Here is a 23,866-nt window from a genome sequence, read left to right as displayed (position 1 = left end):
AAAAGAAAGCTCAGCATCGCTAATGCATGAAATAATTATTGATATGATACGAAAGTGTTTGATTTTTTGTTGCTTTTCGATTGCCGTATTTTTACAGAAAACTCTTGCTCAATCCAAGCATTGGCAAGATAATGACCGCACGTTACATTATACCGAAGATCAGGGTGACTTCCTGCTGGTCAATGGGCGATATCGATTTAATCGCGCGCTTTATGGTAATAACCTCGCATCCCGCGTTGAAGCAGGAGATCTACCCGAATTCGCGTTATACATGCCAGGAATGGGCGGTAATCTGCAATTTGTGTTAGGCAACAAGCAACTGCGAAAAAAAATGATTGATGCCGATCACATAGAGACAAGGTATCGACCTGGAGCGATGCACTATCGTATTCAAGATGCTTTATTAGGAAAGGGTTATATTGATATTACTGTCCTGGCGCAGGCCAATGCTGAGGGGATGATCGTAAAACTACAGCCGAAAAACGTTAAATCTGATGTACAGCTGTATGCTATCTATGGGGGAGCGAGCGGACAAACATTCAGTAGAAATGGCGACATAGGCGCTGATCCTGAATCAGGGTTTTACCTTCTTCCAGCGTATTGTGAGCGTAACCACTATAGACTACATAAATATAGTTTTGAGCTCAGGTATCAAAACAGTAAAAATGAGCCGCAGTTTATGCAAGGTAGTTTTTCCGATCTCTCAAAGCTGCGCGTGTCAGATGCTAAGGTTTTGGATGATCTTTCCAATCTGGCGAACCTGGAAAATAGGGGCAGCCCTATTCTTGTGGGAGAATATGATCTGACTGAAAAAACACATTATATTCAAATCGCTAAGGGTAAGCTTTCGGCCACGGAATTTTCTGAAAGCTCCATAGCGAAGATCTTTGAACAAGCAGAACAGAAAAGAGCTTCCTTAGCCGGTCGGGTCAAAATAAATACACCGGATCGCTTTATCAATAATTTGGGTGCAGCATTGTCGGTAGCTGCTGACGGTATTTGGGAATCGCCTACTTTTCTGCATGGTGCTGTGGCATGGCGTATGCGATTGAATGCCTGGCGGGGAGCTTATACAGCAGATGTGTTGGGCTGGCACGATAGGGCGAAAGAACACTTTTCGAGCTACGCCAATTCGCAGGTAATGGAACCAAGCTCCGGCCCCGTAGTGATGGATACCGCATTACACCTCGCACGACATTTGGAGAAAATGGGCACCTCCATGTTTTCCAGTGGCTATATTTCCCGCAATCCCAATAACAATTCTGTCCCCCATCACTACGATATGAACTTGGTCTTTATCGATCAACTATTGTCACATTTTAATTATACCGGGGATGTCGCTTATATCAAAGAGATGTGGCCTATCCTGACCCGGCATCTCAATTGGGAAAAGCGCAATTTTGATCGTGACAATGATGGCCTGTACGATGCCTATTGTGCGATCTGGGCCAGCGATGGATTGCAATATTCTGGTGGGGCTGTCACGCATACGACCGCTTATATGTATCGTGCGTATCAGATGATGGCCAAACTCGCAAAGGTTATCGGTGAAGATGCAAATCCCTATCAACAGGAAGCTAATAAGATTCAACAGGCATTAAAAAACCGACTTTGGCTAAAAGAAAAGGGATATTTCGCAGAATTTCAGGATGCGCTTGGCAATCAGCTTGTACACGAAAATCCGGGTTTATGGACCATTTATCACGCTGCAGATGCTGCTATACTGGATGATTTTGAAAGCTATCAAAACCTGCAATATGTAACTAATTATTTGCCAAAGATTCCTATTCATGTCAACGGACAAGTGCAACAGCACCTGTATACTTTGCCCACGACGACATGGCAGCCCTACACTTGGTCGATCAATAATGTTGCTTTGGCAGAGAATCTACAGACAGCATTGGCCTATTGGCAATCTGGTCGGGCAGATGATGCTTATCAGCTCTGGAAAAGTAACCTCATGGAAAGTATGTACCATGGGATCAGTCCAGCCAACTTTCAGCAGCTTTCCCATTACGATGCATTTAGAGGCGAATTATACCGTGATTTTGCCGACCCTATTGGTGTGGCATCTCGTACCTTAGTCGAAGGATTATTTGGCGTGCATCCGCGTCTATTGGACAAACAATTGTTTATTAAACCTGGTTTCCCATCGACATGGAATCATGCGCGGATCGAATTGCCGCAATGGAGTTACGCTTATAAAAAAGATAACACCACTATTACATTTCAAATTAACACGCGTTATGCAATGCCAGTAAAACTTACGTTGGAAGTTCCAGTAGATTTTACAGCGGTACGTGCCGTGAAGGTCAATGGAAAGGAAGCCAAGTGGTCGCTAAAATCTTCAGCTATTAATAGGCCATATGTCGTGATTGAATCTGACCCTGACAAAGATTTCGATATTTCGATCATCGGTGATGGTCAACTCGAAAGAATAGAAACCAGAAATGTAGAGCAAGCATTCACCGATCATTGGTCAGTCCCCTTAGCTGCTAATACCCAACTGTTGGAAAGCTTCGATCCTCAAGGTCTCATTGTAAACAGCATAGGGCAAAAATTTTCTTTCGTACAGCAAGAGCGGTTAGGGACCTTTTTTGTGAAGCTTCAGCAGGGAGAGATGATTTGGTGGCAAGCCGTTGATATTCGGTTATTACCACCATTGAAAGCAACGATTGTAAAAAAGGGTGCAGGTTATGGGTTAATCGTAGAAAATCGTTCCGTTCACCCGCAGGACCTCAAAATTGAGCATAACAGTTTCCAGGCTCCCTTAAATTTAAAATCTAATGAAGCAAAAGAACTGCAGCTTCCAAGTAGTATCTTTTCGAAAGGAACAAACAACTTTTATCTGCGTGGGAAGACATATCTTCAAAAAATAGATTATACCGATTGGACGATTAAGGATAAACCGAGTTTTTTGAAACAAAATTTATCAAATTATTACAATGCCCGTTTGACAGATATATTTCAACAGCAATATCTTTCGCCGCGACCAGAAGGTCCGACGTTGCAACTCCCTTGGCAAGGGATAGGCAATTGGTGCTATCCATTGACGACGGCGAATATTGATGACAGCGGAATCATGAAAAAAGCCGAGCAGAAGGATCTAACATACCTAGGTATTCCGTTTCAGCTAAATAACAATTCCAAAAATGTTGTCTTTGTCAGCCAGTGGGATAATTATCCGACAAGCGTCAAAATACCTTTAGCGGGCCAGGCCAGCAAAATGTATCTTCTGGTCTCCGGTTCTACAAATCCCATGCAGTCACAGTGTGTCAACGCTACGATTAAGGTGAAATATAGCGACGGAACTGCAGATACCCTTGATCTGATCAACCCCGTAAACTGGTGGCCAATCGAACAGGACTATTTAGACGACAACCATGCTTTTGATCTCCCTGATGATCGTATTCCTTATCGAATCAGTTTAAAATCGGGCGAGCTGTATAAAGGAGGCACCTGGAAGCATTACACCGATATCAAAGGATATAGCAGCAGAGCCATTGAAGGCGGAGCGGCTACCTTATTGGATTTACCGTTAAACGTAAAAAAGACGCTCCAATCCGTAGAGCTTATTGCTGTAGCAAACGATGCGGTCATCGGTCTGATAAGTCTCACTTTAATCCAATAGATAAATTAAGAAATATTAAAATGTACGCCGAAATTTCTAGTAGAAATCGTGCACTGGGGTAGCGTATATCTAAAAATACAATATAGATGAAAAAGAAGTTTAGTATTATTTTCACTTTCCTTATAAGTGCCTTAAATCCTATGTTGGTGTTAGCTCAGCAAGGGACTAAAATTAATCGAGAAAATGTCGTTAAAAGGCATAACGTCTCCAATCATGTTATGGATACTTTAGCATCGCTAACCGTGGGGAATGGTACCTTTGCCTATACGGTCGATGCTACAGGGATGCAATCTTTTCCGATCTATTACAAAAACGGAGTTTCTTTAGGAACGCAGTCTGAGTGGGGTTGGGACGCCTTTCCAAATACTAAGAACTATAAATTTGAGGAAACCTTACAATCTTACGACTTTAACAACGAAGGCCGGAGTGCAAAATATAGTGTGCAGCTGAAGGAGCCAGCGCGTAATGCCGGTGCAGTAAACTATTTTAGAGAAAACAAACATCGCCTGCAATTAGGGAACGTGGGTTTGGAGCTGTATCTAAAAAATGGCCAACGGGCTACGGTCAAGGATATTGAAGGCATTCGGCAGGAATTAAATCTCTGGACCGGTATTATTACCAGTGAATTTCGCATAGAGGGAGAGCCTATTGCCGTAAAAACGGCCGCATATCAAGGAAGTGACCGTATTGCTGTACATGTTGTTTCTCCATTAATCGCACAGCAAAGGCTTAAAATATTTATACAGTATCCGTATCCCAGCGGGAAATTTTTGGATGAAGGGACTAATTATAATCAGGCGAATAATCATCAAACCACCATTATCAATCAATCGTCAAATGGTGCAGTGATAAATCATCAGTTGCAGGGCACAAGTTATGTTACAAAACTGAATTACTCCCAAGGAACCCTAAAAAATAAGGCTTCACATTACTTTGTGTACCAACCCGCTAGTACACTGGGAGAGTTTGATTTTTCATTTGCGTTTGCAGAAACAAACAACGATGACGAATGTGGGTATGGGTTTACGGAAGCTGCTGCCGAAAGTACCGATACCTGGAAGCGTTTTTGGGAAAGTGGTGCTGCGGTAGACTTTGCAGGCAGCACAGACCCAAGAGCCAATGAATTGGAAAGAAGAGTTGTACTCTCTCAATACCTGACAAAAGTACAATGTGGCGGAAGCAATCCGCCCCAAGAAACTGGCCTCACTTTTAATAGTTGGTATGGAAAACCACACACGGAAATGCATTGGTGGCATGCTGTGCATTTTGCATTATGGGGACGATCAGACATGATGGAAAAAACATTAGACTATTATTTTAGGACGTTTAAAAAGGCCAGGGCACTGGCCGAGCGGCAAGGCTATCAAGGCGTTCGATGGATTAAAATGTCTGACAACGATGGCCATGAAAGTCCCTCATCTGTAGCTGCTTTTTTAGTCTGGCAACAGCCTCATATCATTTACATGACCGAATTGGCGTACCGTGACAAAAAGAACCTGGATGTCTTGAAAAAATACAAGGACTTGGTATTTGCAACGGCTGATTTTATGGCTGACTTTGCCCATTATGATCGAGTAACAGGTCGCTATAATATCGGAAAGGGAGTTATTCCGGCGCAAGAAGTATTCAAAGCTTCCGAAACAATGAACCCGACTTATGAGGTTGCTTATTGGGATTGGGCGCTGCGTATCGCCCAACAATGGAAGGAGCGTCTGGGAGAACCGAGGGTGGCAAAATGGGATGAAGTTATTGACAAATTAGCTCCCTTACCAATGAAAGACAACTGCTACCTGGCCACGGAAACTGCGCCCGATTCTTATACTTACGATCGATGGATGACAGACCATCCTGCGGTACTCGGTGCATTGGGCATGGTTCCTGAATCCGCGAAGCTCAATAAAGATGTGATGAAAAATACGCTGGATGTCATTTGGAAGAAATGGCATTGGGAAAAAACCTGGGGATGGGATTTCCCGATGACGGCCATGAATGCTGCTCGTCTAAATCTTCCCAATAAAGCACTTGATGCACTATTTATGAATGTCCAAACCAATACCTATCTCAAAAATGGTCATAATTACCAAGATGGACGGCTCAGAATCTATCTGCCCGGCAATGGCGGTGTGTTAACAACCGTTGCGATGATGCTTGAAGGTTGGGATGCGTCTATAGGTGATCTTCCTGGATTTCCAAAAGATGGTTCATGGGTTATAAAAAAAGAAGGATTTAAAAAAATGCCTTAATAGATGATATAGAAAATAAGAACGATGGCCAAAGGATAGTGTCCCCTTTGAAAAGCACCGATAGCCTCTGAGTATCAATGTGTCGTTTGGACATATAGCAGTACAGTGCAGGATGATGAAACCGGTTGCATTGTGTAATATTGAATCAACCAATATGATACAATTATAAACCCAAAAGCTAACGCGAGTTGGCTTGAAAATTCATTATTATGAAAAGAAGGTGTCTATTTTCTTTTGGCGCTTTGGCTATGATATTTATTTCTTGCGCTAAAGAGGGGCTTATTTCAAAGCTGGACTGGATTGAATGGATAGCGCACAATGCCACAGCAGACGGTTCTGCATTAGTAGCTTTCCCTGGAGCAGAGGGCTTCGGCCGTTTTGCGAAAGGCGCAAGAGCAGCAATCACGCCAAGCGTCTACTTTGTGACGAATCTGAATGACAGCGGACCAGGCTCTTTTCGGGATGCAGTCAGCAAACCAGGACGTTTCGTTTTATTCAAGGTTGCTGGGATTGTTTACCTCAAATCGAATGTATCCATTGCAGCACATACGACAATTGCAGGTCACACCGCTCCAGGACAGGGCATTGTACTCTATGGAAGAAAGGTCTCTTTTACAGGATCAAATGAAACGATAGCACGTTTTCTTCGCATTAGGCTTGGAGCCAATGCAGGGGCAGGAAAAAATGATGATGCTTCTGGTATTGCAAATGGAAAAAATATCATGCTCGATCATATGTCTTTCTCTTGGGGCTTAGATGAGGTATTTTCTATTAATTGGGATAATAAAGGAAATGAACCGGATAGTATCACCATTCAAAATTCGATTATTGGTCAAGGCCTGCAGCGCCATAATCATTCCGCTGGCGGATTGATACAGACTAGTGGAAAAATATCGATTATCAGATCCCTTTATCATAGTAACAAAACTAGAAATCCAAAAGTCAAAGGAGTCAACGAATTTGTGAACAATGTTGTCTATAACTTTGGGAATGCAAATACAACCTATCCGGATCATGCAATATCTGCCGATGCCTATATTCTAGGAGGAGAATCCTCCGGGGAGTCTAATGTGACCATATTGAACAATTATTTTGTTGGTGGGCCGTCAACACCCAAGACCAAAACAACTCCCTTCTCGCGAGGAAACGGCAACTTTAACCTCTATCAGTCGGGTAATTACTTTGATAACAATCAAAATGGCATATTGGACGGGCAACGCATTGAAGCGAATGAAATCTGGTACCCGGGCATTGCCGCAGAGAATTTTAAAACCATCGACGTTTACACGGCCTATCCCTCTGTGAGACCAAAATTAAGTGCCAAAGATGCCTATACCTACCTGATCAATAACGTCGGTGCCATATTGCCCCAAAGAGACCAAGTAGATGCTTTTTTAGTCACTGAGCTACAAAGTAAAGGAACTTTGGGATTTTATACCTATCGGGAATCTGACCTTCCCCTGGAAAATGGCGGTTTAGGTTATTATGAGAGCGCAGATATCCCGTTGGATTCGGATGGAGATGGAATACCGGATGAATGGGAGGAAAAGTTAAAGCTGGACAAAAACAATCGTGCGGATGCACTGCAATTAAGTACTCAGCAGTTGTTCAAAGGTTATCTCAATCTCGAAGCCTATTTGATCCTGCTTGCTCAGAAATAAATATAGTTTAGTTCCCGATCATCAAACTCCAATTATAAACCAATGCCAGTATTAACAAATTGGCACATTTAATTTTTATGAAAAGACTATTCATCTATGTTATTAGTGTCTTTTTAGCCTGTACATATTCCTGCTCCAAAAAGGAACTTGTATCGCACTATGAGAGACCAGATTGGCTGAAAGGCAATGTGTGGGAGGTTTTGGACAATCGCAAAGAATTTACCATTTTTTTAAAAGCGGTTGAACGTGCTGGTTTTAAAGAAATATTGAATGGCAAAACAATTGTATCTGTCTTTGCGCCCAGCGACCCTGTGTTTTTAAGCTATCTGAAGGATAGAAACCTGTCCTCGATAGATCAAATCCCAATCCACGAACTAAAAAAAATGATTGGTTACCATCTGATCTATTATTCGTACGATAAAAATAGACTGATGAATTATCAACCGCAGGGGAGTCAAAATCTGCAACCAGCTTTTGCAGGACTGTATTACAAACACCGCAGCAGAAGTCAAGATTCCATCAGTGAAGAAATGGATGTAACCGATGGAATTGTCAAAAAAGTATATCATAAAGACAGGTTTGTTCCAGTTCTTTCTGCGACCCATTTTCAAACTAAAGGAATTGATGCAAAGCAGAATTATGAATATTTTTTTGGAGCAGATAGCTGGTCAGGAACAACTGGTTTTAATGTCTCGAATGCAGGAATTACGGAATATGATATTCCTGCAGATAATGGTTATGTGTATGTGATCGATCAGGTAATTGCGCCCTTACCTACTGTTTATGAACGATTGGATCATAGTACAGCCTACAAGGATTTCTTGGCTGTTTACGACCGTTTTCGAACGTACACGTATGACGAACAGGCGAGTATGAATTATGCAGCTGCAGGAGAGTCCTTATTTTTAGTTCACCATGGTGCTTTACCTGCGATTGCTTCGGAATGGTCATATAATGGTGAGTCAGGTACTCCAGACTATGCCAATCTTGGCGATCTTTCCTATAAAGCGTTTAATGTATTTGCGCCCAATAACCAAGCATTGTCGACTTTCTTTAATCAATATTTTAAATCATATTATCCGTCGATGAAGGAGGTAGATATGTTGCCTTTGGCAATGATGCTACGTAACCACGTATACGCTGGAAATATAGTCTTTCCTGCTGAGATCGGTAAGAATCCCGATATCAAAACAGTCGATGGAATTCCTATTGTTTTCAATACTCAGTCGGATGTAGGAGATAAAGCGATTGCCTCTAATGGAACATTCTATGGGTTAAATAAAGTGTTAATTCCGGAAGCTTTTAATAGTGTGACTGGCCCCGTGTTAGTCAATCCAAAATACAAAATTTTCATGTACATGCTCCATAACTCGGGTATGTTCAAAACACTCACGAGCAAAGATATACGTTACACACTGTTGATTCCTTCCGATGAAGAAATACTAAGTACGCTTTATGGCGATAGTTATATCTTCTGGAATGAAGGTAACCCCTTTGTATTTGGAGACGAAGAAGTCCAAATTCAAAATAACGACGGTGTTAAGGTGGCAATGTCGCAACGGCAACAGGAACTTTTTGTTTCGGACCATATTGTATATGATGATATCACAAGTTTATCTGCTGCCAAAGTTTACCGCACCCGGAATCCATACAACTATATCTTCACGAAAAATGGCAACTTATATTCAACAGCGACATACAATAGCAACGAGCCTGTGTCTGTGTTGCCACTTGCAGGCAATTGGTATAATGGGAAAAGTTATGAAGTAGCGCAAACGGTACTGGGTGAAACGCGGACTATTAAGTTTACACTGATTGGTGCTGAAACAAGTAGCAATCCGCTAAATAAATATGCCGAATTTTCGAAGTTATTGGCTAAAGCAGGGATGATAGATGCAGGCAGCTCGCTGTCCTTTCTTTTTGGCAATCGTTTTATGCTGTTCGCCCCGGATAATGCCACAGTTTTGTCGGGCCTAGCTGCTGGCCTGATTCCAACAGAGAAGACAGCCTTGGCAGAATATCTTAAATCTTATTTTGTTTCCGTATCCGACAATTCTATTGGCGATTATCCTTTCCCCGGTTTCGGTGTTCAGGGAACCTGGAATACCACACGAAGAACAGGGTATAACCTTTATCGGCAAATTACCCTAATGGATTACGGGACGGGACTGAGTTTGGAAGATTCAGATGGGACGCACATTTCAATCGTAGACTATCTGCCACAAGTATTTAATGATGGAGCTGTCTATCATATCAACAAACTTTTAAAGCCATAGGCATGGTTTCATTCGCGTTGATTCATTACCATAAACTAAAATTCATGAAGCTAAATATATTTTTAATCATTACCTGGATTGCTTTTGTACTGCCTGCTTATGGGCAGCGTGCAAAAGTCTTGACCGGTACTGTCCAAAGCGGACCAAACGCGCCTTTGGCAGCGGCTTCCGTCTATATCGAAAACAAAGATAATCGGAGTTTGATGGGCGCTTCAACAGACAATTTAGGTCAATTCACCATTGGAGTTCCCGCCGGTGAAGGCCTAACTATTGTCGCTGCCTGTATAGGTTATAAGACCACAAAAATTCCATTTAACGGGCAGAGCACTGTAATCATCAAGCTCGTTAAAGACGATCGTATGATTGACGAGGTTGTCGTTATAGGAGAGAAGTCCAATACAAAGAATAGCATGGGAATTAACTACCGCAATCAGGTTTCGGCAACAGAACGCTTTGACATGAAAGAGTTGGAAGCACTGCCTTTTGCTTCTATTGAAAGTGGGCTACAAGGTCGGCTGGCGAATGTGGATATCGTGTCTAGCGCAGACCCCGGTGCAAGAAGCTCTATCCGGATTAGAGGGACATCCTCGTTGAATGGTAATTCAGAACCCTTAATCGTTGTTGATGGTGTTCCTTATCCTACCTCCATAGGTAGCGACTTTAATTTTTCCACCGCTAACGACGAAGATTTTGGTGGCCTAGTGAATATATCTCCTAACGATATTGAATCCATTGAAGTGTTAAAAGACGCCGCGGCTACAGCGATTTGGGGCTCTAAAGGCGCAAACGGCGTTTTACTCTTTACCACGAAAAAAGGACGTAAGGGTAAAACCCAATTTGCATTGTCCAGCAAATTGGATGTTAAGCGCGAAGCAGAAACAATCCCCATGTTAAATGGAGGACAATATGTCGCACTGGTACAGGATGCCATTTGGAATTCAGTGAATGATCTGGGCTATACTTCCGCGTTACCATACCTCAATTTACTCTATAATACGAACGAAATTAAATATGATCCATCATGGGTCTATTTTAATGAGTATAATCAAAATACCAACTGGCTTGAACAAGTGACCCAAGTGGGACATTTCGAAGATAATTCTCTTTCGATTAGTGGCGGAGGAGATAAAGCCACCTACAGGCTGTCACTAGGGTTTTTAAATGATGTTGGAACGACAAAAGGAACCAAACTGAATCGCTATAATTCACTGTTGAGTCTCAATTATAAATTCTCTAACAAGTTTAATGTTAATGCCGATATGTCCTATTCCATTAGTGATCGGAAGAATTTTTGGACGGGTGAGGATATCAGTACACCAAGAGGTATGGCCATGACCAAAATGCCCAATATGAGTCCTTATGTCATCGGGGAGGATGGCCAATATACAGATCAATATTTTACACCACGGATTAACTTTCAGGGTTCATTTGGGGAGAACCAAATGTTCAATCCAGTAGCGATGGTGAATGAATCAATCAATAATACTGTCGGCGAGCAAGCAAGGGTCGTCTTTCGAGGGATCTATACTATTATTCCAGCGCTTCAATATATTGGTACAGTTGGATTTGATACCAGGTCAACGAAAAATCGAAAATATTTGCCGCAGGCTGTTACCGGAGTTATCTGGACCGATCCGTTCTTCAATAGGGGATCGGATATGCTGTCAGATGAGTTATACCTAAACACCGAGAATAAATTTATATTCAATAAAAAGATAAAAGAGCATAGCATTGTTGCTACGGGCTTATTGCAGACAAATGAAGCACGAAAGTTTAGCTATGCCAGTGAGACATCAGGCAACGCATCATCATCTTTAAGTGATCCAACCGGCGGCGGCGCCGTCGTGAATATGGGGTCGGGAAATTCTAAAACACGGAATATCGGTGCGATTTCCAGTTTGCATTACGCATATAAGGATCGTTATATCGTCAGTGGTACATACCGTTGGGAGGCCAACTCCAGTCTCTCGGCACAACATCGCTGGAAAGGGTTTCCTTCAATTGGCGCTGCCTGGCATCTCGGGGACGAAGAATTTATTAAAAAATTAGACCTTATCAGTACGGCGAAACTTCGCTTTAGCTGGGGGAAAAGTGGAAATGCCCCTTCGGGCGCTTTCACCTATTTGGGCACGTTTCAGCCGCTCACGCCAGGTTATATTGATATGCCTGCTGTGGGACCAGTATCCATTCAATTGGATAATCTTAAATGGGAGACGATAACCCAAACTGATTTTGGTGTCGATCTCTCTTTCTTTAAAAATAGACTTCAATTTACGGGTGAGCTATATAATCGGGTTACCACAGACCTCCTACAAAAGGACGTGACATTACCTTCATCCACTGGTTTTGGTAAAATGCGGTACTACAATTCTGGCAAATTAGCCAATAAAGGCTGGGAATTGATTTTCAATGCTGAGGCAATCCGCTCCAAGGATTTTGGTCTCTCTGTTAATCTGAATGTGTCACGTAATAGAAATGAAGTTATTGTACTACCCGATAACATGCAATTTGAGAACTACAACTTCGGTAATGGCAAATATGCGCATAAAATTATCGAAGGCAATCCAGTAGGCTCATTTTACGGCTACCATTATCTCGGTGTATATCAGAACGAACAAGACACCTATGCCAAAGACCTGGACGGAAAAGTAATGTACGACCTACAGGGGCAACCTGTCTATATGATAAATGGCAACAGGCGGGTATTTGCCGGCGATGCCAAATATCAGGATATCGACGGGAATGGTGTGATTAATCAATATGACATTGTTTATTTAGGAAATGCAATGCCCTTATTTACAACGGGGGGCGGGATAAACCTGCGTTACAAAGCTTTTGCGCTAAGTACTTTTTTGCACGGTAGATTTGGTCAAAAAGTAGTCAATCAGGTACGGATCAATACGGAGAATATGTATGGTACAGCGAACCAAAGTACCGCTGTACTTGGAAGGTGGCGCCAAGAGGGAGATGTTACAGATATACCACGGGCGCTATATGGTGAAGGTTACAATTACTTAGGGTCAGACCGCTTTGTGGAGGATGCATCTTTTGTTAGGTTAAAAATGATCTCTCTCAAATATGCACTTCCTAAAAAAGTAATCGAAAGATGGGGATTGACCCGCTGTGAAATATTTACGACGGTTCAGGATGTCTTTACGTGGACTGATTATTCTGGTCAAGATCCAGAAGTCTCCCTCTCAAGTAATATTTATATGCTGAGCCAGGATAATGCAAGTACGCCACGTCCAAGACGCTTTGCCTTGGGGGTAAATGTAAACTTTTAAAAAAAGGAAGTGATGAAAATATGCTATAAATTAATGATGCTGTGTCTATTGTTGCCAGCGGCATCTTGTCAGAAATGGCTTGATCTCAAACCACAGAATGAACAGGTCAGTGATGCTTACTGGACCAATAAAGCTGAAGTGGAAGCTGTATTAGGTGCGGCCTACGTAAAATTACAAGGTGCTGTTAAAACAATGTTAGTATGGGGCGAAGGCCGGGGAAATACACTGAGCTTAGGCGGGTATGTTGATGTCGATCTTTTAAGGTTAAAAAGCTTCTCGCTTTTGCCGACAAACAATTATGCAAAATGGGGTGAATTTTATCAGATTATCAATTATGCTAATATGGTGATAAAGTATGCTCCTGCTGTTGTTGAAAAAGATCCAGCGTTTAATCAAGCGACTATGGCATCTTTTTTATCGGAGGCTTATTTTTTGCGAGCACTCAGTTATTTCTACATCGTTAGGAGTTTTGGCGAGGCACCATTGATCCTAGAACCCTATATGGACGATCAGCAAGCATACGAATTGTCAAAATCGTCCAAAGCTCAGCTCTTTGATCAGATTGTGCAGGATCTGACGGTTGCGTCAAACAACGGTAAGGAGATCTGGCCAACGGTTTGGGAAACCAAAGGGCGTTCCACAAAATGGGCTATACAAGCGCTGCTGGCCGATGTCTACCTCTGGCTGGGAAAATATGATGAGGCGATAATCGCCTGTAATGCCATATTGCAGTCAGGAAAGTACGGGCTCTTGCAGGGAACAGTCAATAATAAGAATAATTGGTTCAGTATTTTTAATCCCGGAAATTCCAACGAGGGGATTTTTGAAATCCAATTTGATTATACCAAGAATCAAACAAATAAATTGATGGAAATATATGGCTCCAACTATAATTGGATCATATCCAACTATTGTGTGTCGCTATTTACAGAAAATGCCGAAGATATCCGCGGCGCAGGGGCATCCTACGAAACGGTTGCCTACAAGCTTTGGAAATATTTAGGGGCAGAAGGAAATACAACGATTCCTAGACCCTATAGTGATCAAAATTGGATCATTTATCGGGTGGCGGATATTTACCTGATGAAGGCCGAAGCATTGATTATGAAAGGAGAAAGTTACTACCCACAAGCGGTAGAATTGATCACTACGATTCGGTCAAGGGCCGCAATTTCCCGCCCGCTCGAAGCAGGGAGTACCGAATTGGATATATTGAAAGCATTAATGGATGAGCGTGCACGGGAGTTTGTGGGAGAAGGAAAACGTTGGTTTGATCTACTACGTGTGGCGCAACGAGATCAATATAAATATAAAGAATATTTGATCGAACAAGTATTACTCGGCGTATCAGGAGCCTCAACACCTGTGATTAGATCCCTATTGCTCAATGAGAATGCGCACTATTTGCCAATACATGCCGATGAATTGAAGTATAATAAATTGCTTGTGCAGAACCCGTATTATGAAAACCTAAATTAATGCAAAAATGAAAAAGAATCTTATTCCTCTTTCTAACCTTGTGCTGCTTTTTATTGGATTATTTTCAATCCTACTCTCCTCCTGTAAAGATGATTTCGAAAATAATACCTATTCAGCGTATGAAGATTTACCCATGGCTTCATACCTTAAAAATCAGCCCGAAAAATATGATCTATGGGTCAAAATCCTCGAGAAAGCAGATTTGTACAATACATTGAATATTAATACCATATACACGCTCTTTGCTCCAGTCAACGATGGTGTCGAACGATATCTCAAAAAAGTGAATCTGACTTCGGTTGATCAGATGACAAAAGACGATGCTAACTATTTGGTGCGTTATCATCTTGTTCCAAATGTTTCAATTGACCTCGGTCAGTTTCAAAGTGGGGCAATCTCAGATTTAAATGCTACCGATGATAATCTTTTTGTGGAGTTCAAAGATGGTGGATTGGATCAGATCTATTTGAATGGGCTATCGCGATTTAATGCTTTCGATATTAAGGTAACTAATGGAATTATCCATAGCGTAGACGATGTTTTGGAACCTCTTACAGCGACTATATTGGATCGATTGAAGGATCAAAAATATAGCATATTTCATGATCTGGCCGTGGCAACCGGATACGACGAGCGATTAAATACCGTCTACACAGTAGGCACAGACCCGGATGGAAATCCAATCCAACAGCGATTCAAATATACGGCATTTGCGGTAAGTGATGCTGTTTACCTGAAAGAAGGCATTCATACGCTAGCAGAGCTATTTAATAAACTGGGCGCATCAGGATCAGACCTGAAATCGACAAGCAATCTTGCTAACCGTTACATGGCTTACCACCTATTGGCGCAGCAGCGCTCTTTTGCCGATTTAGGTAAATTCCCCGCTGGCGCGACAAAAATGAATTTGGAAACCATGGCCCAATACGAATTGATAAAAATTAGCGAAGGAGGAGAAGGTTTGGTTATTAATACCGATGAACGTGTCGGCAGTGCTATTCATTTTAATGAAATCAATATCCCCTGCAAAAATGGTGTATTGCACGATATTAGCCATTGGATGCCAATTTTCGTTCCAGAGCAGGTCAAGGTTATTTGGGAGTTTACAGACTACCCAGATATTGCCGCCAATGTTACCCAATACAGAAACCCGAGCCTTGGAGCGCAATACAATAAAATCTTTGTGGCCAACGAGCTGACGAGTATTACATGGCGGGCGCAACCAGAGACCAAGTCAAATGTATTGATTTATCGTAACAACAGGAGTGCGGACGGTATTTGGTATACGGGTCCGCTGAATTACGATCATTTACGTGTAGAATTGGGCGAATCGGGATGGATTCAGATGCGAAGCCCCACTATTGTAAAGGGAAAATACAAAGTCAAATTGACGTGGCCTAGTACTAAATATACTTCAAATACAGGAATTTGTGCCTTTGTATTGGATAATGAAATGCTGTATCCCCGGTTGGTGATGTCCAATACCAGCTCCGACAAAATGATGACGCAGGATTTAGGAACCGTGGAATTTAGGGAAACAACAGACCATACCCTCCGCATACTATCACTGGATGGTAAGTTGCTGACGTTAGATTACATCCAGTTCGACCCGATTAATTGACCCAAATAAATGAGATCTAATTATACACACATGAAAAACGTTGTAGGAATTCTCCTGTTCATGCTTGTTGCAGTAACAGGATGTAAAAAGAATTGGAATGAGCACTACGAGGAACAAGGATCCATATCGCAATTAGATTTGTTAGCTTATCTTAAAACTCAACCACAATACAGCCTATTTGTCTCAAAACTGGAAGAATATGGGATTGCTGAGGAGCTGACCCGCGATCAAGAATTAACCATATGGGCGGTACCTAATGATCAGATGGCAGCCTTTGAATCATCCACAGAAGATAAAATCTCGATCTTAAAGTATCATATTAATAACCTCAAATATGACAGTGGAAAACTTAAAGATGGTTTAAAATTAATTACTTTAAATGGGAAGTATCTGATGGTTTCACGTAAGGATAATCAGGCATATGTTGGTGACGCCAAACTGATTAAGGCCAATCAATTTTGTAAAAACGGGGTGGTGCATGAAATTGATCTGTTGCTGAAGCCGGACGTTAGCATTTATGATTATCTCCGTGGTCTGGGGAATGACTATTCGATCATTCGAGATAGCGTTCTCGCCATGAATGATACGATTTTTGATTTGTCAAATAGTGTTCCCATAGGGGTAGATCCAACTGGGAACACGTTATACGACTCCGTATTTACCATTACAAATCCAATATTTGAAAAGGCGAACATCCGCTCTGAGTTTGCAAATGTTACGATGTTCCTTCCTGCTAATCAGGTTATTAAAAATTGTTTTGATGATTTACAGCGTCTCTATAATCAATTTGGAAAGAAGTTTTTGAGAGAAGACTCCTTAATCGCCTATACATGGATCAAAGAGGCTATTTTTTATAATGAAATTATAACTGACTATGGCACAAAGGATCTGACATCCGCCTTTAATCGCTTATGGAAGCCAGGTATACAACTGGTAGATCCGCAATATAAACGCATGAGTAACGGTAGAATCTTTAACGTGACCAAATTAAAAATTCCCAATAATGTCCATATTCAAATGATAAAGCAGTTGTTTCATTATTATGAATATGTACCGGAAAATGAAAAGGCAAACCTGTTTGGCCTCGCCAATGTGACCGCTATAGAACCAAAGGACAGGGATAAGGTAAGTTTTCCTACATTGGGGATCGAGCTTACCTACCGAACCCTTCTCATACGGGGAGATATAGCTGACAATAAGCCTGCATCAATCAATTTTACTCCGATTATGTTAGAGCGGAAGCCAGATGGTTCAACAGGTTATAAAGTCGTGGAAGTTCCACCAGGAGAATATAATATGTATATGGGATTTTTGGCCAAAAACCATCCATTTGTGAATATCTACGTAGACGATAAGTTAGTGGCAAAGTCTTTAAATGTGGAACCGTCGACGCCGTGGAACTATGATCGCGCGACAAATACCGTAGCTGGAACCAAGTATAATGGTTGGGGAGGACTGGTCGGACCTGTAGTGATCGAGGGCGATAAAATCCGGTCCTTTAAAATTAAAGTTGAATTTGCCGGGTTAGGAAAGGGAACTGTAGAAAATATTGAGCCTTACCACTGGGCGTTGATTCCAACAGTAAATAATTATTAACCAAATGAATTTTACAGATCTCATGTATAAGAAAAATAAACATGTGTGGAAGTTGTCAATGGCTTTGTCATTCTCATTATTCTGCATGCATAGTTATGCCCAGCAAAATATTCAGGGAAAGGTCGTGAAATCGTACGATAAAACTCCCGTAGAGGGGGCTATTGTAAGTATTTTGAACTCAACACATACCACCAAGACGAAATCGGATGGAACATTTGTTTTCGATAATATACGAGATGAGTCGCCAGTTATTCGGATTTGGAGTCCCGGATTCTTTGAATCACGTATTGAAGTGTTGGGGCGTAACCAAATTGAAATAAAGTTGATTTCGGAGGGACGAGAGCATTATGAAAATGTAGTTTCGGGGTCTTTTTCTGCAGCTAATGCGACGTTGTTGACCACGGAACACTATCCTAAGGGCGCAGCCACCGTTGAAAAAGTACTAACTGGCCAGATTGTAGGGTTACGCACGGCCAACAAAGGTGGAATGCCTTCAGAAGGTGCTGCATTGAATTTTAGGGGAGTGCGCTCGTTTGAAGCAAATAGCAATCCGCTGATTGTCGTCGATAATGTACCGTATTTACCAGACATGGATAATTCTCCGATTATTGGTGGATACTCGAGAAGTATCTTTGCCCCATTTAACCTTCATGATATTAAAAGTATTCTATTCTTGAAGGGAGCCGAAACAGCACGTTACGGTTCGTTAGGCTCAAATGGAGTACTCAAATTAGAAACCTCTGCATCCAATGATATGGAAACGGTTATTGAGTATCGAGGTAATTTTGGAGTAGCGCATCAGTATAGAACGCTGCCTGTGCTGAATGATAGTCAATACAAGAGCTATCTCGGTGCCGTTGGGATGACCAATTACAACGATATGGGCGAGCTGCTGGCGCAATTTCCTTTCCTGAAAGATGATCCGAATTATTATTATAACTACCTGTACAATAATAAAACGGATTGGCAAGATCAGATTTATCGAAATGCTTTTGTAACCGATCATCATTTAAGAATCAAAGGTGGCGATGCGGTTGCAAAATATGATCTCTCGCTTGGCGTGTTGAACCAACAGGGCGTATTGGACAATACAAACAACACCCGATACAGCACGCGTTTGAATTCAACGATTGCTTTAGGACAGAAATTCGACTTGAATGCAATTATGGCATTGACCTATAACACGGGAAGAATGCAGGAACAAGGCATGTTAAAAGCCACCAATCCCATGTTGGCCGCAATGTATAGAGCGCCGATTCTTAGCCCCTATACAAAAGATAAAGACAACAACCTATTGACTGATTTGGATGGTGTTAGACAATTTGGTGTCTCTAATCCCTTAGCTCTTCTACAAACCGGCGATTTTACATCGGATGTCTACGATGTTTTTGCGCAAGCTAATTTGCGCTATAGAGCGACTAAAGATCTTCAATTTAATGCTTTGCTGGGTTACTATACAAATTATAGCCGGCAGACAACCTTTGTACCAGGATTGTCTAGCGGTACCATTCTGCCCTTAGAGAATGGAATTGCTTTAAATACGGCGCGATCGGGCGCTGGGCAGTCTGCTAATATTTCATGGAATTTTTATGGAAGTTATGCGAAGCAGTTGGACAGCGATCAATTGGATGCTGGTATCGGTATACAGGGCCTGCTGAATAGTCAGGAGTATGATGCCGGTGCGGGCAGGAATACAAGTTCCGATTTTTACCGTACACTGAATTATGTCAGTAACGCAGGACGTAAATTTTGGGGATATGATGAAGACTGGAATTGGATGAACATGTATGGTTTCGTCCGTTACAACTGGCGCAGCTTATTGAAATTAGATGCCAGTCTTAGCGTTGACGGTACCTCCGTTACAGGCGAAAATGCCAAAAGGTTTGGACTGTTCCCGGCGGCGGACTTATCAATTCTGCTCTCTAATATGTCTTTTCTGAAGGAGAATGAATCGATAAACAACCTCGTGTTAAAATTTGGTTACGCAAAAACCGGTAACAGCCGCTTTTCATCAAAGATTGGACAATCGTACTACAGTAGCCAATTATATCGACAACTTGCTGGAATTGTAGTGGGTAACATTCCTAGCAATGAAATTAGATGGGAAGATAACCAAAATATGCAGGGTAATTTAATCTTTTCGGGGCTAAATCAACGTTTAAATATGAACGTGGGATATTATTACAACCGTGCCAGTCATCTTTTAAATAGTTTTTCTGTGTCGCCCATAGCGGGAATCGACAGGATATTTTTAAATGGGGGTCAAATCAACAATCGTGGTTTGGAAGTGGATGCTAATTTTGTTTTCGTTGACAAAACAGACTGGTCCTTCACACTGGGCGGTAATTTATCCACATTAAACAGTACCGTAAAAAAGCTGTTGAGTGTGAATCCAATACTGTTACAGCAGAAAGATGATGTTGTTCGCATCCATCAGGTGGATAAGGCACCCTTTTCTTTTTATGGATATCAATCCAATGGCGTTATTGCTAGCGCCAGAGAGGCCGAGCAATTGAATTTATACGATTATAAGAATAGAATGTTTGCTCCAGGCGATGTTTTCTTTGAGGACGTGAATAACGATGGTATTATAGATGCCGAAGATCAGGTCGATCTAGGAAGTAGTTTGCCGAAATTATTTGGGGGCGCATATTTCACTTTACGTTATAAGAAGGTTCAATTACAGGGTCTCTTGAGTTTTACCAAGGGCAACAAGACTTATAATGCTGTACGTAGAAGTCTCGAGGATCTCGCAGGTTACAATAATCAGTCCATTGCGGCACTGCGCCGTTGGCAGACCGATGGCCAACAAACTGATATCCCACAGGTACAATATGGTGATCCCATGGAGAACGCACGCTTTTCTAGCCGATGGATTGAAGATGCTTCTTATATACGTTTAGAGAACTTGTCTTTGTCTTATCGTTTTGGGAATCATCGACTTAAAATTCTTGCGCATTCGGAATGGTATATCGCTGCTGAAAATTTATTTACATGGAGCAAATATTTGGGACTGGATCCTGTAACGGCATACAGCAATAGCATGGCTTATACCGGTGCAGACTATGGCAAAATCCCTTTACCACGGACCTTTAAATTAGGCGTCAATTTTAAACTCTAGAAAGTATGAAAAGTTATTATATACACTATAGCATAGTCGTCGTGTGCTTGGTTCTTACCAGTTGTTCCAAATATTTTGAAGTGAATACAAACGATGTTTTGACGGAAAAAGATTATGGTCAAGAAACCAATGAACTGTATTCAGGTTATATGGGAGTTGCTGCAAAAATGCAGGCTCTGGCCGATCAAACTGTATTTTTAAGTGACTTACGAACCGATCTACTTGAACCTACGGCCAATGCACCCCAAGATTTGTGGGATTTGTACAACTACAAGGAAAAAAAGGGCAATACTTTTGCCAACCCACGCACCTATTATGATCTTATTGTAAATGCCAATGCTTATTTGGAAAAAATTAGGTCTTATCGAAAAGCAAACCCAAAAGCATTGGAGGACGAGCACTATAATGCATTGATATCTGGAACAATTCGTTTTAAAGTATGGACGTATCTGACGCTAGGGAAATTATACGGTAAGGTAGCTTATTTCGATGATTCTAAGATCGATTTAGACAATCTGTCTTCCATTCCCGTAATTTCTTTAAATGAACTGTTGCCTAAACTGGTCTCATTGATGGAAATAGGTGTGGACGGTGTTGATGGAAAGTATGTCGCGAACTGGGGCAATATTTTATTTCCAGGGGTGGCTACTAATCAGCAAGATCTCACTTGGAATATGATTTGTCCATCGCCTGAACCATTATTAATGGAGCTGTATCTGTGGACGAGACAATATACAAAAGTGGTCGATATCGGTATTCGCTTTATCTATGACAATGGTAGTAATAAGTTTAAAGTCAGTAATGACGATTATAATGGGGAGTGGGTTCAGGTATTTACGAGGGATCCAATAACACGGACAAGAGTATTGATGAATATTGTACCCTATGATTTTGAACGAAACCAGACAAATCGCTTGATGCAGTTTTTCTCGAATCAAAGTCCTTCCTTATATTATTTAAAGCCGACGGCTGCCGCCATGGGTCGGTACCAGGAACAAATTCGATATGATGGGCATACCTTGGGTGATCAATATCGGGGAGAGAATTACACCTACTTTTTACAGAACGGAGCATGGGTGATCCGCAAATTTTCGAGAGATCGGGAGAGCGCTTCGGAAATCTATAAAAATAATGTCCATATTGTCATATACCGAGATGCTGATGTACACTTTTTTATGATAGAAGCCCTCAATAACTTGGGCATGTTTGATCAGGCGGAGGCATTGTTGAATGATGGTGTAGAGTTGTATCTTTCACGAAACGCAGGCAATTTAAAGTATCCTTTTGACAATGCGGCGATGAATGTTAGCCTTGCCAGAAATTGGGGAATTAGACGTCGGGTCAATCTCGCACCGGTGCACCCAGAAGGTGTTAGCAGAGATGATTTATCAACGACAGAAAAAGTTGATGCTTATAAGAAGGCATTAGATAAATTAGTTGTTGAAGAGACCCTGATGGAAAGTGCTGGCGAAGCAAAGGCTTATTTTGCGATGATGCGCATTGCCGATCGTTGGAACGACCCTACAATTTTAGCCGATATCGTCGCGCAGAAGTACCCCGTAGGCCAAACGAACCAGATTCGCCAATATTTGCTGGATAGAAATCATTGGTTTGTTCAATATCCGTTAAATTAAACTTCATTTACATTTTAAGCGGTTCAATATATAACGATTTCAATTGCTAAAAAATTCACTGTTAAAATAAGGGTATGTTTATACGATTCGAAGACAATAGATTTTTTTTCATAGGCTGCATCGCAAAAGAATTTTGAAAACCGTAGTTTTTAAGTTTTTTTAAAAAAGTTATGAACAAATCGTTAATTTTATATTTCTTAAAATCTAACAATGACCAATTCTGTAAATCAATTTTTAAAAACGTTAGAAATTAGTGATTTCTCTGCTACTCCAAAGTATTTGCAATTGGCGAATACGATTATTGATGCCGTAAAAAACGAAATATTGGTCCGGGATGATATGTTGCCTTCCATTAATGAGTTAAGTGCCTATTTAGAAATCTCACGTGATACGGTTGAAAAAGCATACCGATACCTTAAGAAAAATGAGATTATTGCTTCGAACCCCGGTAAGGGCTATTATGTGCATAAAACAGATGTACAATCGAAACTTAAGATTGCAATCTTTCTGAATAAACTCAGTGCGCATAAAAAAATTGTGTATGATTCCTTTGCAAAGGAATTAAGTGACTATGCGAATTTGGATTTGTTTGTTTATAATTCAGATCTATCGTATTTAAATACACTTTTAGGGAGTCTAACGAAAACTTATGACCATTATGTTCTTTTTCCACACTTTAAAGAAGGCAGGGATAAGGCCCCGGATATTATCCGGAAAATCCCTTCAGAAAAGCTAATGCTATTGGGTAAGTTTATCGAAGATGTACCTGGCGATTTTCCTGCGGTTTATGAGAACTATGAACAGGATATTTACTCCGCTCTGGAGGAAGCTAATGAAGTTTTGAGTAAATACAAAAGCTTAAAACTGGTCTTTCCGGACTACAGTGATTTTCCAAAGGCTATTATCAAAGGGTTTTATAAATTTTGTCAGCAATATGCTTTTGATCACGAATTAGTTTCTGATATCGATGAAGAGAAGGTAGAGAAGGGAACGTGTTACATTAACATTATCGAAGATGATCTTGTAAAACTGCTGAACAAAGTGATACAGAAAAAATTGGTCATCGGAACTGACGTTGGTGTGATCTCCTATAATGAAACACCATTGAAGAAATTTATTCTCAATGGTATCACAACCATATCGACTGATTTTGAAATGATGGGACGTCTAGCGGCTGAATTGATTATTAAAAAGTCCAAAGACCGTGTTGAGGTTCCATTTTATTTGAAAGTTAGATCATCGATTTAGAACCAGGATATAATAATGATTTCTTCGCATAGTGGGGGAATTATACATAAGGAATGCGCAGTCCAAAATGTG

General features: G+C 41.2%; 11 protein-coding genes. All 11 read left to right on the top strand.

The features are described from left to right. The first annotated feature begins 43 nt into the window (after positions 1-43). On the top strand, positions 44-3,631 hold the full coding sequence (locus B3139_RS10870; protein ID WP_293882846.1) for a DUF4450 domain-containing protein: 3,588 nt from the start codon (positions 44-46) through the stop codon (positions 3,629-3,631). A gap of 86 nt (positions 3,632-3,717) precedes the next feature. Continuing rightward, positions 3,718-5,874 (top strand): hypothetical protein, encoded by a 2,157-nt coding sequence (locus B3139_RS10865; protein WP_293882843.1) that lies wholly within the window; start codon positions 3,718-3,720, stop codon positions 5,872-5,874. A 209-nt stretch (positions 5,875-6,083) separates the two neighbouring features. Continuing rightward, the gene (locus B3139_RS10860) at positions 6,084-7,535 is read left to right on the top strand and encodes a hypothetical protein (RefSeq protein ID WP_293882840.1); all 1,452 of its coding nucleotides are present in this window, start codon (positions 6,084-6,086) and stop codon (positions 7,533-7,535) included. A gap of 77 nt (positions 7,536-7,612) precedes the next feature. Next, entirely contained in the window at positions 7,613-9,811 is a 2,199-nt protein-coding gene (locus B3139_RS10855; protein ID WP_293882838.1) for a fasciclin domain-containing protein, read from the top strand. A 44-nt stretch (positions 9,812-9,855) separates the two neighbouring features. Next, positions 9,856-13,095, top strand: coding sequence for a SusC/RagA family TonB-linked outer membrane protein (locus B3139_RS10850; protein WP_293882836.1), 3,240 nt, complete (start codon positions 9,856-9,858; stop codon positions 13,093-13,095). Positions 13,096-13,107: 12 nt separating this feature from the next. Beyond that, positions 13,108-14,574 carry a RagB/SusD family nutrient uptake outer membrane protein gene (locus B3139_RS10845; RefSeq protein ID WP_293882834.1) on the top strand — a complete coding sequence of 489 codons (1,467 nt, stop codon included), beginning with the start codon at positions 13,108-13,110 and terminating at the stop codon, positions 14,572-14,574. A gap of 7 nt (positions 14,575-14,581) precedes the next feature. Next, positions 14,582-16,195: a fasciclin domain-containing protein gene (locus B3139_RS10840; RefSeq protein WP_293882832.1), complete on the top strand. Its 1,614-nt coding sequence runs from the start codon at positions 14,582-14,584 to the stop codon at positions 16,193-16,195. 30 nt (positions 16,196-16,225) lie between these two features. Further along, a complete protein-coding gene (locus tag B3139_RS10835; protein ID WP_293882829.1) occupies positions 16,226-17,791 on the top strand; it encodes a fasciclin domain-containing protein in 1,566 nt (521 codons plus the stop codon). Between the two features lie 4 nt (positions 17,792-17,795). Next, on the top strand, positions 17,796-20,912 hold the full coding sequence (locus B3139_RS10830) for a SusC/RagA family TonB-linked outer membrane protein (RefSeq protein ID WP_293882826.1): 3,117 nt from the start codon (positions 17,796-17,798) through the stop codon (positions 20,910-20,912). A 5-nt stretch (positions 20,913-20,917) separates the two neighbouring features. Continuing rightward, positions 20,918-22,546, top strand: coding sequence for a RagB/SusD family nutrient uptake outer membrane protein (locus B3139_RS10825; protein ID WP_293882823.1), 1,629 nt, complete (start codon positions 20,918-20,920; stop codon positions 22,544-22,546). Between the two features lie 210 nt (positions 22,547-22,756). Then, positions 22,757-23,794: a GntR family transcriptional regulator gene (locus B3139_RS10820; RefSeq protein WP_209578255.1), complete on the top strand. Its 1,038-nt coding sequence runs from the start codon at positions 22,757-22,759 to the stop codon at positions 23,792-23,794. Positions 23,795-23,866: the final 72 nt, after the last annotated feature.

The sequence above is a fragment of the Sphingobacterium sp. UBA1498 genome, from assembly GCF_002325125.1.
GTDB lineage: Bacteria > Bacteroidota > Bacteroidia > Sphingobacteriales > Sphingobacteriaceae > Sphingobacterium.
This window is presented reverse-complemented; position numbering and strand designations above follow the sequence as displayed.